This window comes from Pseudomonas batumici (assembly GCF_036585405.1).
Taxonomy (GTDB): Bacteria; Pseudomonadota; Gammaproteobacteria; order Pseudomonadales; family Pseudomonadaceae; genus Aquipseudomonas; species Aquipseudomonas batumici.
The window spans coordinates 3,099,973-3,114,606 of the sequence record NZ_CP144470.1 but is presented as its reverse complement, the minus strand read 5'-3'; the positions used below and the strand labels follow the sequence as shown (position 1 = coordinate 3,114,606).

Below are 14,634 nucleotides of genomic sequence, written 5' to 3'. Positions count from 1 at the left end.
CTTGGAATCGGATTTGGCGCGGGAGTTTACCAGCCTTCAGGGGGTCAGGCCCATGCGGCGTTTGGCGCGTTGGGCGGCGCCGTTGCGCATGGCCCAGCGCAACAACGGTGCGCTGCGTTTGACGCCGGCCCGGATGGCCTGGCGTTGCAGCGGGCTTTGCGACTGCCCGAGCATCTCGGCGGCCCAGTCCGGCAGCAGGTCGATACCGGCCTGCATGATCAGGCTGCCGAATGGCTGGGCCAGGCGGCTCGGCGCGGGGGCGGCCAGCAGCAGGCGCACGACTTCGAGGCTGCGGTCGTCGCAGAGCAACTGTGGGCGCATCCGTTGCAGGTAGTCGGCGATGGCCTGGCGCGAGCGCGGCACGTCCCGCGCGCCCAGGCGTTCGGCGATCAGGGCGATCTCATCGTAGTAGCGGTCCTGGTCCGCCGCCGACAGGTCTGGATTACGGTAGCGCAGATGGGCTTTGAGAAAGCTGCTGACTTCGGCCACATGTACCCAGGTCAACAGTTCCGGGTCGCTGGCGGCGTAGGGCCGGCCATCCGGTGCGGTGCCGACCACCTTCAAGTGGATGGTGCGTACCCTGTCGATCAGCCACTCGGCGTCCTTGCGTGAGCCGAAGGTGGTCCCGGCAATGAACTGGCTGGTGCGGCGCAAGCGTCCGAGCATGTCCTGGCGGAAGTTGGAATGGTCCCAGACCCCGGCCAGGGCCAGCGGGTGCAGGGCTTGCAGCATCAGGGCGCTGGTGCCGCCGATGAGCATGCTGCTGAAGTCGCCATGCACCCGCCAGCACACCGAGTCCGGGCCGAAGAGGCCGGGGTCGCCCTTGGGTTTTTCCAGGTCGAGCATGCCCAGGGACAGGCCGGTCAGACTCATGATCTGGGTTTCGATGCGGCGACGAAGGAATTCCATGCTGGCTCGGTGGTTGGGGCGGCGAATGTTGTTCGCCACCCGGGGTTCAGGGATTCAGGCGTTGTTCGATCAGGCCGTCGACCACCCCCGGGTCGGCCAGGGTCGAGGTATCGCCCAGGTTGTCCAGCTCGTTGCTGGCAATCTTGCGCAGGATACGCCGCATGATCTTGCCCGAACGGGTTTTCGGCAAGGCCGGGGCCCATTGGATCAGGTCCGGCTTGGCAAAACTGCCGATCTCCTTGCCCACCAGGGCCAGCAGGGCCTTCTTGAGGGTGTCGTCCGGCTCGACGCCTTTCATCGGGGTGACGAAGGCATACAGGCCCTGGCCCTTGAGGTCGTGGGGATAGCCGACCACGGCGGCTTCGGCCACGCTTTCATGCAGCACCAGGGCGCTTTCCACCTCGGCGGTGCCGATGCGGTGGCCGGAGACGTTGATCACGTCGTCGATACGGCCGGTGATCCAGTAGTCGCCATCCTCGTCGCGGCGGGCGCCGTCGCCGGTGAAGTAGTAGCCCGGATAGGGCTTGAAATAGGTCTCGAGCATGCGCTGCGGGTCGCCATAGACGCTGCGGATCTGCCCCGGCCAGCTGCTTTTCAGGGCGAACACGCCGCTGCCGGCACCGCTGATTTCCCGTCCCTGCTCATCCAGCAGGACCGGCAGCACGCCGAACATCGGCTGGGTGGCGCAACCGGGCTTGATGCGGCTGTTGGCGACCAGCGGGGTGAGCATGATGCCGCCGGTCTCGGTCTGCCACCAGGTGTCGACGATGGGGCAGCGCTGCTCGCCGACGGCATTGAAATACCATTCCCAGGCTTCCGGGTTGATCGGCTCGCCGACGCTGCCGAGCAGGCGCAGGCTGGCCCGCGAGGTGTTTTCCAGGGGCGCGTGGCCTTCGCGCATCAGGGCCCGCAGGGCGGTGGGCGCGGTGTAGAAGATATTCACCTGGTGTTTGTCGATGACCTGCCAGAAACGCGAGGCGTCCGGATAGCTCGGTACGCCTTCATAGATCAGGCTGGTCGCGCCGTTGGCCAGGGGACCGTAGACGATATAGCTGTGGCCGGTGACCCAGCCGACATCGGCGGTGCACCAGAAGACTTCGCCGGGGCGGTAGTCGAACACGTACTGGAAGGTCATGGCGACCTGCAGCAGGTAACCGCCGGTGCTGTGCAGCACGCCCTTGGGTTTGCCGGTGCTGCCGGAGGTGTAGAGGATGAACAGCGGGTCTTCGGCGTCCATCGGTTCCGGCGGGCAGTGGTCGCTGATGCCGTGCAGGGCTTCGTGGTACCAGAGGTCGCGTCCCGCGACCCAGTTCACCTCGGCCTGGGCGCGTTCCACCACGAGCACTGTGCTGACATTCGGGCAACTGAGCAGCGCCTGGTCGACATTCTGCTTGAGGGGGATGTATTTGCCGCCGCGTACGCCCTCATCGGCGGTGATCACTGTGCGGCAGTCGGCATCGAGGATGCGGTCGCGCAGGGCGTCGGGGGAGAAGCCGCCGAAGACCACCGAGTGAATGGCGCCGAGGCGGGCACAGGCGAGCATGGCGTAGGCGGCTTCGGGAATCATCGGCATGTAGATGCAGACCCGGTCGCCTTTCTTCACGCCGCGGCCCTTGAGCACGTTGGCCAGTCGGCAGACGTTGTGGTGCAGTTTGCGGTAGGTGATCTGCGCCGATTCGTGGGGATTGTCGCCTTCCCAGATCAGGGCGATCTGGTCGCCCCGGGTGGCGAGATGACGGTCGATGCAGTTGTAGCTGACATTCAGTTGTGCGCCGGCGAACCAGCGGGCCTCGCCGCTGTGCAGGTCCCATTGCTGGACCTTGTCCCAGGGGCTGGACCAGTCGAGAAAGCGTTTGGCCTGTTCGGCCCAGAAAGTGTCGGGTTGATCGATGGACTGGCGGTAGAGGCGCCGATAGTCGTCCTGGCTCAACTGCGCGGCCTGGCGCACGGCGTCGGCCTTGGGATAGGTGCGAAGATCGAACATGGCGGTTCCTTGTTCTTGTCTGCGACAAGTCTCAAGGTTGCACCCTGTTGAGGCGGGGTTCAAGAGGGTAAAAGGGCGAACATGGCTCCTACAGGTGTCGGTGATATCCCGGGCGGATGCGCCCGCCCGGGATACTGTGATCAGCCGCGATGGCGACCACGGAAGTAGTTGATCAACCCTTGGGTCGAAGCGTCTTCCGCCGCGCTTTCCTCGCTGCCGGTCAGGCGGTTGTAGACGCCCTTGCCCAGTTCCTTGCCCAGCTCCACGCCCCATTGGTCGAAGGCGTTGATGCCCCAGATCACGCTCTGCACGAAGACCTTGTGTTCGTACATCGCTACCAGGGCACCGAGACGGCGAGGGCTGATGCGCTCGACCACCAGGGTGTTGCTCGGACGGTTGCCCGGGATCACCTTGTGCGCTGCCAGTTTCTGCACCTCGGCTTCGCTCATGCCCTTTTCACGCAGCTCGGCTTCCGCTTCGGCGCGGGTCTTGCCGAGCATCAGTGCCTGGCTTTGCGACAGGCAGTTGGCGTACAGCCACTGGTGGTGGTCGGCCACCGGGTTGAAGCTGACGATCGGCACGATGAAGTCGGCCGGGATCAACTGGGTGCCCTGGTGCAGCAACTGGTGGTACGCGTGCTGGCCGTTGCAACCGACGCCGCCCCAGATCACCGGACCGGTATCGGTGGACACTGGCGTGCCGTCCTGGCGCACGCTCTTGCCGTTGGATTCCATGTCCAGCTGTTGCAGGTGCTTGGTGATGTTGCGCAGGTAGTGGTCGTACGGCAGGATCGCATGGCTCTGCGCGCCCCAGAAGTTACCGTACCAGACCCCCAGCAGGGCCAGCAGCACCGGCATGTTCTGTTCGAACGGCGCGGTCTGGAAATGCTGGTCCATGGTGTAGGCACCGGACAGCAGTTCCTTGAAGTTCGACATGCCGATGGCCAGGGCGATCGGCAGGCCGATGGCCGACCACAGCGAGTAGCGCCCGCCGACCCAGTCCCACATCGGGAAGATGTTCTCTTCACGGATGCCGAAGGCCACGGCGGCGGCGTTGTTGCTCGATACCGCGATGAAGTGCTTGTACAACTCCGCTTCGGAACCGCCCTGGGCCAGGTACCAGTCACGTGCGGCACGGGCATTCTTCAGGGTTTCAAGGGTGGTGAAGGTTTTCGACGAGACGATGAACAGGGTGGTCTCGGCGCGGATCTTGGCCGACAGCTCGTGGAACTCACTGCCATCGATATTCGCCAGGTAATGGCAGCGCACGCCTTTCTGGGCGTAGGACAGCAACGCCTCGGAAACCAGTTCCGGACCCAGGAACGAACCACCGATACCGATGTTCACCACGTCGGTGATCGGCTTCTCGCTGTAGCCGCGCCACAGGCCGTCGTGGATTTTTCCGACCAGCTCGGTCATCTGGTTCAGCACTTTGTGCACGTCGGGCATCACGTTGACGCCTTTGACCGACAGCTTGTCGCCTACCGGGCGGCGCAGGGCGGTGTGCAGCGCCGGACGACCTTCGGAGGCGTTGACCAGCTCACCGGCGAACAGCGCCTTGATCGCGCCTTGCAGGTCGACTTCGTTGGCCAGGCCCACCAGCAGGTTGCGGGTTTCCTGGGTGATCAGGTTCTTGGAGTAGTCGAGGAACAACCCGCAGCTGCTGAGGGTGAACTGATTGAAGCGCTGCGGATCGGCATTGAAAGCTTCGCGCATGCTGAAATTGTGCATGTTGTCGCGGTGTTGGTTCAGCGCCTGCCAGGCGGGCAGAGCGGTCACGTCGTGAGGAGTGCGGTAGTACGCCATCGCTGCGGGTTTCCTTTTACGAGAGCTGCCTTTTGGACATTTGGCTTGTTGGACACCAGAAACGCCGGAACGTCCCTTTAATCGGTGGCAGTGTCCGGCAACCTGCGTCAGCACGGTTGAATGATGCAGGGGCGATTACAGTAACGCTCGCGCCTGCATCTGTCTTGGCTTTGTCTGACCTTTACTCGGTACTTTTTCGCACTCTCAGGGCTGAAAGGCGTTTTTGCGTACGCGGCCGGGCGGCGATCAGGCGACCTGCACCGGAATCGAGTGGCTGGTGTGGCTCAACTCGTTGCCCGGGGCCATGTAGAGCATGCGGGGTTTGAAGTCGACCAGCTCGGCCTCGCTGTAATGGGCGTAGGCGCAGATGATCACCCGGTCGCCGACGCCGGCCTTGTGGGCCGCGGCACCGTTCACGGAGATGATCCGCGAACCTTCCTCGCCGCGAATGGCGTAGGTGGTGAAGCGCTCGCCATTGTCGACGTTGTAGATCTGGATCTGTTCGTATTCACGGATGCCGGCCAGGTCCAGCCACTCGCCGTCGATGGCGCAGGAACCTTCGTAATCGAGCACCGCGTGGGTGACTTCGGCGCGATGCAATTTGGCTTTGAGCATGATGGCGTGCATGGGCTGTTTCCTTGGTCGGATCCTCGTGCGGCGCCACGCATTTGCGGTGCGTGGCGCCGGGCGGCGGCAGTTTGCCCGAACCCGTGGGGCCGGGCAATCGGGCGATCAGGCCGGGCTGTCGAGGTTCAGGTGCAGGTTGTCGATCAGGCGCGTGGTGCCGAGGAACGCGGCGACCAGGATCACCAGGTCACGGTCCTCCGGCGTGGCCGGGCGCAGGGTCAGGGCGTGGCGGATTTCCAGGTAGTCGCCCCGGAAGCCGGCGCTTTCGATCTGGCGGCTCTGCTCGGCCAACAGCTTGGGATAGTCGCGCTCGCCCTGTTCGATGGCGTCGGCGATCTGTTTCAGGCTGCGGTACAGCGTCGGCGCCTTGGCCCGCTGTTCTTCGCTGAGGAAACCGTTGCGCGAAGACAGCGCCAGGCCGTCGTTGGCGCGTACGGTCGGCTCGCCGATGATCTGGATCGGCATGTTCAGGTCATGCACCAACTGCCGGATCACCGCCAGTTGCTGGAAATCCTTCTGGCCGAACACCGCCAGGTCCGGTTGGACCATGTTGAACAGTTTGCTGACCACCGTCGCCACCCCTTCGAAATGCCCGGGACGGCTGGCACCGCACAGGCCTTCGGACAGTTGCGGGACACTGACGCGGGTCTGTCCGCTCATGCCGCCGGGGTACATTTCCTCGACGCTGGGGGCGAACAGCAGGTGGCAACCGGCCTCGAGCAGCTTTTCCTGGTCGGCGGCGAGGGTGCGCGGGTATTTGTCCAGGTCTTCGTTGGCGCCGAATTGCAGCGGGTTGACGAAAATGCTCGCCACCACGAAGTCCGCGCGCTGGGCGGCCTTGGTCACCAGGGCCGCGTGGCCGCTGTGCAGGTTGCCCATGGTCGGCACGAAACCGATGCGTTTGCCCTCGCTGCGGGCGCGGGCCACGGCGGCGCGCAGTTCGCGAACGGTCTTGACTGTGTTCATGCGCTGAATCCGTGTTCGATGCCGGGGAAAGTGGCGGCCTTGACCTCGCTGACGTAGGCGCTGAGCGCCCCGTGGAGGCTGTCCTGGCCGGCCATGAAGTTCTTCACGAACTTGGGCACGCGACCGCTGATGGACAGGCCGAGCATGTCGTGCAGGACCAGGACCTGGCCATCGGTGGCGCTGCCGGCGCCGATGCCGATCACCGGGACCTTCACCGCCTGGGTGATTTCCGCGGCCAGTTCGCTCGGTACGCATTCGAGGAGGATCATCGCCGCGCCGGCCTGCTCCAGGGCGATGGCGTCGGCACGCATCTGCCGGGCCTGGGCTTCGCCGCGGCCCTGGACCTTGTAGCCGCCGAAGAGGTTCACCGACTGCGGGGTCAGGCCCATGTGCACGCACACCGGTACGCCGCGTTCGGCCAGCAGGCGGATGGAGTCGGCCAGCCAGGCGGCCCCTTCGACCTTGACCATGTGCGCGCCGGCCTGCATCAGCAGGCCGCTGTTGTGCAGGGTCTGCTCGACGGTGGCGTAGGCCATGAACGGCAGGTCGGCAATAATGAAGGCCCCCTGGTTGCCGCGCTTGACGCTGGCGGTGTGGTAGCACATGTCGGCCACTGTGACCGGCAGTGTGCTGTCATGCCCTTGGGTAACCATGCCCAACGAATCGCCGATCAGCAGCACTTCGACACCGGCGGTGCAGCAGGCATGGGCGAAGGTCGCGTCGTAGCAGGTCAGCATGGTGATTTTTTCACCCTTTTGCTTGAGGCCTTGCAGGGTGGTCAGGGTAATGTCTGGCATGAAAAAAGTCCTCATTCAGGCGCCGTGCAAATGACTGCGAGTAACGCGCGTGATTCGTCGTGTATACAGGCGCACGTTCTGATGTCGTGCTTGCAAAGCCTGGATTGCGCCCTTCAAACGCCGCAGGGGCGGCAACGGGACGCCTATAGTCGTGAGGAGAACTGGGGAAGTCAATCGTGTGTGTTACCGCCATGTTACGCCGTGAGTGTTACCGGCGTAACTGATGCGATTCAGCAAGGTGGCAGTACCTATCGGTCACTTTGGGAGCGGCCGGTCGACGCGTCTAGTGGGGAAGACGTTCCAGGCCGACGAACGGGCAGTCCGCCAGCAGTGCCTTGAGGGTGCGGCCATCGGCCAGTTGCAGATCGACCGGTGCCAGTTCCGCCAGCGGATACAGCACGAACGGCCGGGCCTGCATATGGTAGTGCGGGACCTTCAGGCGCGGCTCGTCGATCAGGCGGTCGCCGAACAACAGGATATCCAGGTCGAGGGTGCGTGGCCCCCAGCGCTCGTGGCGCTCGCGGCCCTGGTCGATTTCGATGGCCTGCAGCGCATCCAGCAGCGCCAGGGGCGCCAGGTCGCTGTCGAGGGCGACGACGGCGTTGGTGTAGCGCGGCTGGCCGGGCAGCAACGAATCGCTCTGGTAGAACGCGGAAACTCCCACCAGCACGCTGTCGGGTAGTTGCCCCAGGGCCTGGACGGCGTTGCGCAACTGCTCCGCCGGGTCCGCCAGGTTGCTGCCCAGTCCGATATACACGTGTTCCATCGACTTACTCGTCCGTACCGGCGGCACGCTTGCGCTTGCCGGCACTGCTGCGACGGCGTTTGCGCGGACCGGTGCCTTCTTCCTTGCTGCCCAGGTCGCGGATCATGTCGCGACGACCGGCGTCGTTGGCATCCTGGTAATCGGTCCACCAGTCACCCAGGCCATCGGTCTCCTCGCCGGCGGTTTCGCGCAGCAGCAGGAAGTCGTAGCCGGCGCGGAAGCGCGGGTTGTCCAGCAGCACGTCGGCACGCTTGCCGCTGCGCCGTGGCAGGCGTTCCTGCATGTCCCAGATCTCGCGGATCGGCAGGGTGAAGCGCTTCGGAATCGCAATGCGCTGGCACTGTTCGCTGATCAATTCGTGGGCGGCTTCCTGCATCGCCGGAATCGGCGGCATGCCACGGGCCTGCAAGCGCAGGACGCGGGCGGGCAGGGCCGGCCAGAGCAGCGCGGCGAACAGGAACGCCGGGGTCACCGGCTTGTTCTGCTGGATGCGCAGGTCGGTGTTGATCAAGGCTTCGCTGATCAGCGTGTGGGTGTAGGTCGGGTTGTGCTCCAGGGCCTCGAAGCTGGCCGGGAACAACGGTTCGAACAGCTTGAGGTCCACCAGCATTTCGAAGGTGTCGGCGGCATAGCCCGAGAGGAACAGCTTGAGCACTTCTTCGAACAGGCGGGCCGACGGGATCTCGCGCAGCATCGGCGCCAGGTTGCGAATCGGCGTGACGGTGTGCTTCTCGATACCGAAATCCAGCTTGGCGGCGAAACGCACGGCCCGCAGCATGCGAACCGGGTCTTCCTGGTAGCGCTGGGTCGGGTCGCCGATCAGGCGGATCAGGCGGTTGCGGATATCGTGCACGCCATTGGCGTAGTCGAGGATGCGCTCGCTGACCGGATCGTAATACAGGGCGTTGATGGTGAAATCGCGGCGTTGCGCATCGTCTTCGAGGGTGCCGTAGACGTTGTCGCGCAGGATCCGCCCGCTTTCGTTGCGCGAGGACTGGTTGCTGTCCTCGTCTTCGTCTTGCGGGTGGTTGGCGCGAAAGGTCGCGACTTCGATGATTTCCCGACCGAAGTGGATGTGCACCAGCTTGAAGCGACGACCGATGATCCGGGCGTTGCGGAATTCGGCGCGGATCTGCTCGGGCGTGGCGCTGGTGGCGACGTCGAAATCCTTGGGGGTGATGTTGAGCAGCAGGTCGCGCACGCAGCCGCCGACCAGGTAGGCCTGGTAGCCGGCGTTCTGCAGGCGCTCGACGATATTCACCGCATACCGGCTGAACTGGGCCTTTTGCAGCGAGTGTTGGCTGCTGTTGAGCACTTCAGGGGTGCTGCGTTTATGTTGCGTTCGACGCGAGGGAGAACGGAATGACTGGAACAGCTTCTTCAGCATGGGAGGCACTGTTTGAAGGAATATTCGGCCACCACGAAGAATGACCGCACGATGGGCGAGGATTCTAGCATTTAGTCGAGGGATGGTGTAGGAAGCCGCCGCAGTATCGGGCAGAGACCGGGGCAGACCGCTATCCACAGGCGTTGGAGGCCCGCGAATCGATCGATCCGGCGTCAGGGTGGGGGCTTGCAGGGGGCTGTATCGCGGAAACTACAAGGGGAGCCGAAGCTCCCCCAGAAGTAGTTGCGTGCTCTATTTTTATTATGGTTGCGGGCTTCTTGTTTTTGTTGATCGCCCTGTGCCACTAGGCTTCAAGCCTGTGGGCGCTCCCAACCGGGAGCCAAGAGCAAACGGATTGCTTTGATCGCTGTAGTGTGATGATCCGGGGGATCCAACCAGTTCAGGCGCTGCCTTGAGGGCAGTTTTTGTTGTTCTCGGCCTGGTCGTGGGGCAAGCCCCAATTACAGTACTTCTCCAAAAGAATCAGTTAGCTACGCCTCTCGCCGTGTTGTTTTTATTGTGCGTGAGTCGATACGTCTTGTTTTTATTGTCTGGTGCATTGCTTGTTATTGTTCTTGTACCAAAGCTATAGCAGGTGCCGTGCCAACTTTTGCGAAACCCCGTAAACATTGGGTTTTCCCGGGCGGATGGTTTTTTCAGGGCAGAAAAAAGCCGGATCCTCGTTACCGATAGACCCGGCTTTTGTTACGTGAAAATCCTGGGGTAACAGTTTTTTCAGCGCACGGAGTGTTACCCGTGCGCGCGCCTGGCTCAGCTCTCGCTGGCCACGCCGGTCTTGCGCCGTGGAATGCCCAGGCGCTGGCGCCGTTCCCACAGGCACTTGCGGCTGACGCCGAGCTTGCGAGCCAGCTCGGTCTCGGTCATGTGGTCCTGGTGCTCGAGGACGAAATGCTGGAAGTAGTCTTCCAGCGACAGGTCTTCGGTCGGCTCATGGCTGGCGTTGCTGGCGCTGACCGGTTGCGGCGCCAGGCTGATGAATTCTTCCTCTTCCAGGTCGCCGAGCTCGATGTCGATGCCCAGCAGGTCGGCGGAGATTTCCGGGCTTTCGCACAGGATCACCGCGCGCTCGACCGCGTTCTCCAGTTCGCGGACATTACCCGGCCAAGCGTAATGGCGAATGGCCTGTTCGGCGTCGGGGGCGAATCGCAGGTCGCTGCGGCCCACCCGCGCGCTCTGGCGGGCGAGGAAGGCATTGGCGATCTCGTTGACGTCGGCCCCACGCTCGCGCAACGCCGGCAGCTTCAGGGCGATGACGTGCAGGCGGTAGTAAAGGTCTTCGCGGAACTGGCCGATCTTGGCCAGGCTCTTGAGGTCGCGGTGGGTCGCGGCGATCAGGCGCACGTCGACTTTCTGCGACTGCACCGAGCCGACCCGACGGATCTCGCCTTCCTGCAGCACCCGCAGCAGACGCGCCTGGGCTTCGAGGGGCAGTTCGCCGATTTCGTCGAGGAACAGGGTGCCACCGTCGGCGGCTTCCACCAGACCGGCGCGACCGGCGCTGGCACCGGTGAAGGCGCCTTTTTCGTGGCCGAACAGTTCGGACTCGATCAGGCTTTCCGGGATCGCCGCGCAGTTGACCGAGATCATCGGCGCCTTGGCTCGCTTGGACAGGTTGTGCAGGGCGCGGGCTACCAGTTCCTTGCCGGTGCCCGACTCGCCCTGGACCAGGACGTTGGAGTCGGTGGGCGCCACTTTGCGGATCTTGCCGTAGAGGTCCTGCATCGGCGCACAGGAGCCGATGATGCCGATTTCGCCGTTGCCGGCACCGGCTTTTTCCGCCGCGCCATTGCCCTTGCCGGCGACTTTCTCGGCCGGGGCGCCTTGTCCGCCCTGCCGATCGCGCAGGATGCGGGCCACGGCCTGGAGCATCTCATCGTGGTCGAACGGCTTGGCGATGTAGTCCACCGCGCCCATTTTCATCGAGTCCACGGCCGAGCGCAGGCTGGCGTAGCTGGTCATGATCAGCACCGGCGTGCCTTGGCCGAGCTTGATCAGTTCGGTGCCGGGGGCGCCGGGTAGACGCAGGTCGCTGACGATCAGGTCGAACGAGGGGATACTGAAACGTTCCTGGGCTTCCTGCACCGAACCGGCTTCGCTGACCTGGTACTGATTACGTTCCAGCAGGCGACGCAGGGCGGAGCGGATAATGGTTTCGTCTTCGACGATCAGAATGTGAGGCATTGATTCGGTTCTCTCGACGGTCTCAGTTCACAGCGGACGTCGCTTCGACATGACGCGGCAGGGTGACCCGGATACGGGTGCCGCGTTGGCTTTGGATGTCAGCCGGGCTGTCGATGGTGATTTGTCCATAATGCTCTTCAACGATGGAATAGACCAGAGCGAGGCCCAGTCCAGTGCCCTCGCCAGGATCCTTGGTGGTGAAGAAGGGTTCGAACAAACGGTCCATGATGTTCTTCGGGATGCCAGTGCCTTCGTCTTCGACGATCAGGTCGACCGTGTGTTCGAAAGCTTCGCTCTTGACCCGCACCGCAGCGCCGGCAGGGGAGGCGTCGCGGGCGTTGGAAAGCAGGTTGATCAGCACCTGGGCCAGGCGCTGGGAATCGCCGTCGACCCAGTGCTCGGGATCGCACAGGTTGAAGAACTGTACTTCGAAGTTGCGCCGATTCAAGGCCAGCAGACCAATGGCATCCTGGGCGACCTCGGCCAGGCAGACGGCTTCGTCGTTGTGCTGGTGACTGCCGGCGTGGGCAAAGCTCATCAGTGACTGGACGATGCGCGACACACGCTTGGTCTGTTCGAGGATCTGCCCGCTGATTTCGGTCAGTTCACCGTCGTCCTCGCGCTCTTCGCGCAGGTTCTGCGCCAGGCAGGCGATGCCGGTGATCGGGTTGCCGATCTCGTGGGCGACGCCGGCCGCCAGCCGGCCGATGCTCGCCAAACGTTCGGAGTGCACCAGCTTGTCTTCGAGCATCTGGGTTTCGGTCAGGTCTTCGACCAGCAGCACCAGGCCGCTGTTGCCCGGTGCCAGCGGCTCGTCGATGGCCGCCTTGTGCAGGTTCAGCCAGCGGGTCTGGCCGTCGAGGGCCAGGTGCTGCTTGTGCAGGTGTTCGTCCGGCAGGTTGATGAAGCCTTGCAGCAAATCCTTCCAGGGCTCGCCCAGGGTGCCCAGGCGCGAACCGACCACACGCTGTGCAGTCACGCCGGTGAGCTCTTCCATGGCCTTGTTCCACATCAGGATTTCCTGGTCCTTGGCCAGGGAGCAGACGCCCATGGGCAATTCCTGCAGGGTCTGGCGGTGGTAGCGACGCAGGGCATCGAGTTCGGCGGCCAGGCCGGTGAGACGCGAGTGGTAGTCTTCCAGGCGGCTTTCGATGAAGTGGATGTCTTCGGTGACGTAGCTTTCGCCGCCGGCCTTGTAGGGCAGGAAGGTTTCCACCATGTCCTGGGCCACGCTGGGGCCCATCAACCCGGACAGGTTGGCTTCGATGCGGTCGCGCAGGCGGCGCAAGGCGTAGGGTCGGCGCTCGTCGAAGGGCAGGTAGAGATCGCGCAGGGCCTGTTCGACCTCTTTCTGCGCGGCCTTGGCACCCAGGGGCTTGGCCAGTTGGGTGGCGAATTCCTGTGGCGAGGCGGCGTGCAGTTCGCGGCGTTGCGGGCGCCGCACGTTGTCGACCGCGCAGGCTTCGGCGGCGCTGGCCTCTTCGGGGCTGGCGGCGGTGAACAGCGAGATCAGGGTAAACATCAGCACGTTGGCCGCCAGGGAAGCAATGGCCGCCATATGCCAACTGGTGTCGTCGAGCACGTAGATCATGTTCAACAACGGAATATAGAAACCCTGCAGGTTGCCGACCAGCGGCAGCAGCATGGTCACCAGCCAGACCGTGATCCCCGCCAGCAGGCCGGCGATGAAGCCACGCCGGTTGGCGGTCGGCCAGTAGAGCACCGAGAGCACGCCGGGAAGGAATTGCAGGGTCGCGACAAAGGCGACGATGCCGAGGTGGGCGAGGTCCTGCTCGGCGCCCAGCAGCAGGTAGAAACCGTAGCCGGCCATGATGATGGCGACGATCAGGGCGCGGCGCGTCCATTTCAGCCAGCGATAGATATTGCCTTCGGCCGGGGGCTGGTAGAGCGGCAGCACCAGGTGGTTCAGGGCCATGCCGGACAGCGCCAGGGTGGTGACGATGATCAACCCGCTCGCCGCCGAGAGTCCGCCGACGTAGGCCAGCAGGGCCAGCGCCTCGTTGTTGGCGGCAATGCCGATGCCGAGGGTGAAGTATTCCGGGTTGGTGGTGGCGCCGAGCTTGAGCCCGGCCCAGAGAATCAGCGGCACCGCCAGGCTCATCAGCAGCAGGAACAGCGGCAGGCCCCAGCTGGCGCTGACCAGCGAGCGCGGGTTGAGGTTCTCGGTGAAGGTCATGTGATACATGTGCGGCATCACGATGGCCGAGGCGAAGAACACCAGCAGCAGGGTGCGCCACGGACCTTCCTGCAACGGTGTGTGCAGCGCGGCCAGGGCGGTCTGGTTCTGCAGCAACCAAAGCTCGAGCTGCTGCGGGCCGTCGAACACCCCGTACAAGGCGTACAGGCCGACCCCGCCGATGGCGATCAGCTTGATCACCGACTCGAAGGCGATGGCGAACACCAGTCCTTCGTGCTTTTCCCGGGTGGCGATGTGGCGCGAACCGAAGAAGATGGTGAACAGGGTGATCAGCGCGCAGAAGCTCAGGGCCACCCGATGCTGCACCGGTTCGCGGGTGAGGATGCCGATGGAGTCGGCCACCGCCTGGATCTGCAGGGCCAGCAGCGGCAGCACGCCGATCAGCATGAACACCGTGGTCAGGGCGCCGGCCCAGGTGCTGCGAAAACGGAAGGCGAACAGGTCGGCCAGCGACGAGAGCTGGTAGGTGCGGGTGATTTTCAGGATCGGGTAGAGCAGCACCGGCGCCAGCAGGAACGCCCCGGACACCCCCAGGTAGCTGGAGAGGAAACCGTAGCCGTACTGGTAGGCCAGGCCCACCGTGCCATAGAAGGCCCAGGCACTGGCGTACACGCCCAGGGACAGGGTGTAGGTCAGCGGGTGGCGAATGATCGAGCGCGGGATCACTCCCCGCTCACTGATCCAGGCCACGCCGAACAGCGCCAGCAGGTACGCGGCGCTGATCAGCAGCATCTGGGTCAGGCTAAAGCTCATCGGCATCTTTTTGGCTCTGCAGGATGAAGGTCACGACGATCAGGATCAGCCAGAGCAGATAAGGGCGATACCAGGCGCCTGTGGCGTCGATCCACCAGTCCATGATCGCTGGCGAGAACAGGTAGATCCCGACCACCAGCAGCAGGACCAAGCGATAGATGTACATCCCGGCCTCTCTTTATTGTGTGCGTGCCCGAAAACGTGCGGCGATGGTAACGGA

Annotated in this window: 11 protein-coding genes; all 11 read right to left on the bottom strand. The window is 63.9% G+C overall.

From position 1 onward, the window contains the following. Nucleotides 1-36: 36 nt before the first annotated feature. The 11 genes from NUH87_RS14105 to NUH87_RS14055 all read right to left on the bottom strand — a co-directional run bounded on the left by NUH87_RS14105 (nt 37) and on the right by NUH87_RS14055 (nt 14,580). A complete protein-coding gene (locus NUH87_RS14105; RefSeq protein WP_040064137.1) occupies nt 37-909 on the bottom strand; it encodes an oxygenase MpaB family protein in 873 nt (290 codons plus the stop codon). 46 nt (nt 910-955) lie between these two features. Beyond that, on the bottom strand, nt 956-2,893 hold the full coding sequence (gene acs, locus NUH87_RS14100; RefSeq protein ID WP_338526464.1) for an acetate--CoA ligase: 1,938 nt from the start codon (nt 2,891-2,893) through the stop codon (nt 956-958). A gap of 140 nt (nt 2,894-3,033) precedes the next feature. After that, on the bottom strand, nt 3,034-4,698 hold the full coding sequence (pgi, locus tag NUH87_RS14095) for a glucose-6-phosphate isomerase (RefSeq protein WP_338526463.1): 1,665 nt from the start codon (nt 4,696-4,698) through the stop codon (nt 3,034-3,036). Between the two features lie 246 nt (nt 4,699-4,944). After that, nucleotides 4,945-5,325, bottom strand: coding sequence for an aspartate 1-decarboxylase (panD, locus tag NUH87_RS14090; protein ID WP_040064140.1), 381 nt, complete (start codon nt 5,323-5,325; stop codon nt 4,945-4,947). A 105-nt stretch (nt 5,326-5,430) separates the two neighbouring features. Further along, on the bottom strand, nt 5,431-6,291 hold the full coding sequence (panC, locus tag NUH87_RS14085) for a pantoate--beta-alanine ligase (protein ID WP_338526462.1): 861 nt from the start codon (nt 6,289-6,291) through the stop codon (nt 5,431-5,433). Continuing rightward, nucleotides 6,288-7,088, bottom strand: coding sequence for a 3-methyl-2-oxobutanoate hydroxymethyltransferase (panB, locus tag NUH87_RS14080; RefSeq protein WP_338526461.1), 801 nt, complete (start codon nt 7,086-7,088; stop codon nt 6,288-6,290). Before panB ends, panC begins: the two co-directional genes overlap by 4 nt. Before the next feature lie 283 nt (nt 7,089-7,371). After that, a complete protein-coding gene (gene folK, locus NUH87_RS14075; RefSeq protein WP_040064143.1) occupies nt 7,372-7,854 on the bottom strand; it encodes a 2-amino-4-hydroxy-6-hydroxymethyldihydropteridine diphosphokinase in 483 nt (160 codons plus the stop codon). A 4-nt stretch (nt 7,855-7,858) separates the two neighbouring features. After that, nucleotides 7,859-9,241, bottom strand: a complete 1,383-nt coding sequence (locus NUH87_RS14070; protein WP_338526459.1) for a polynucleotide adenylyltransferase PcnB — start codon at nt 9,239-9,241, stop codon at nt 7,859-7,861. A gap of 771 nt (nt 9,242-10,012) precedes the next feature. After that, nucleotides 10,013-11,443 (bottom strand): sigma-54-dependent transcriptional regulator, encoded by a 1,431-nt coding sequence (locus NUH87_RS14065; protein ID WP_040064146.1) that lies wholly within the window; start codon nt 11,441-11,443, stop codon nt 10,013-10,015. Nucleotides 11,444-11,465: 22 nt separating this feature from the next. Beyond that, nucleotides 11,466-14,420 carry a sensor histidine kinase gene (locus NUH87_RS14060; RefSeq protein WP_338526457.1) on the bottom strand — a complete coding sequence of 985 codons (2,955 nt, stop codon included), beginning with the start codon at nt 14,418-14,420 and terminating at the stop codon, nt 11,466-11,468. Then, entirely contained in the window at nt 14,404-14,580 is a 177-nt protein-coding gene (locus tag NUH87_RS14055; RefSeq protein ID WP_003176118.1) for a hypothetical protein, read from the bottom strand. Before NUH87_RS14055 ends, NUH87_RS14060 begins: the two co-directional genes overlap by 17 nt. Nucleotides 14,581-14,634: the final 54 nt, after the last annotated feature.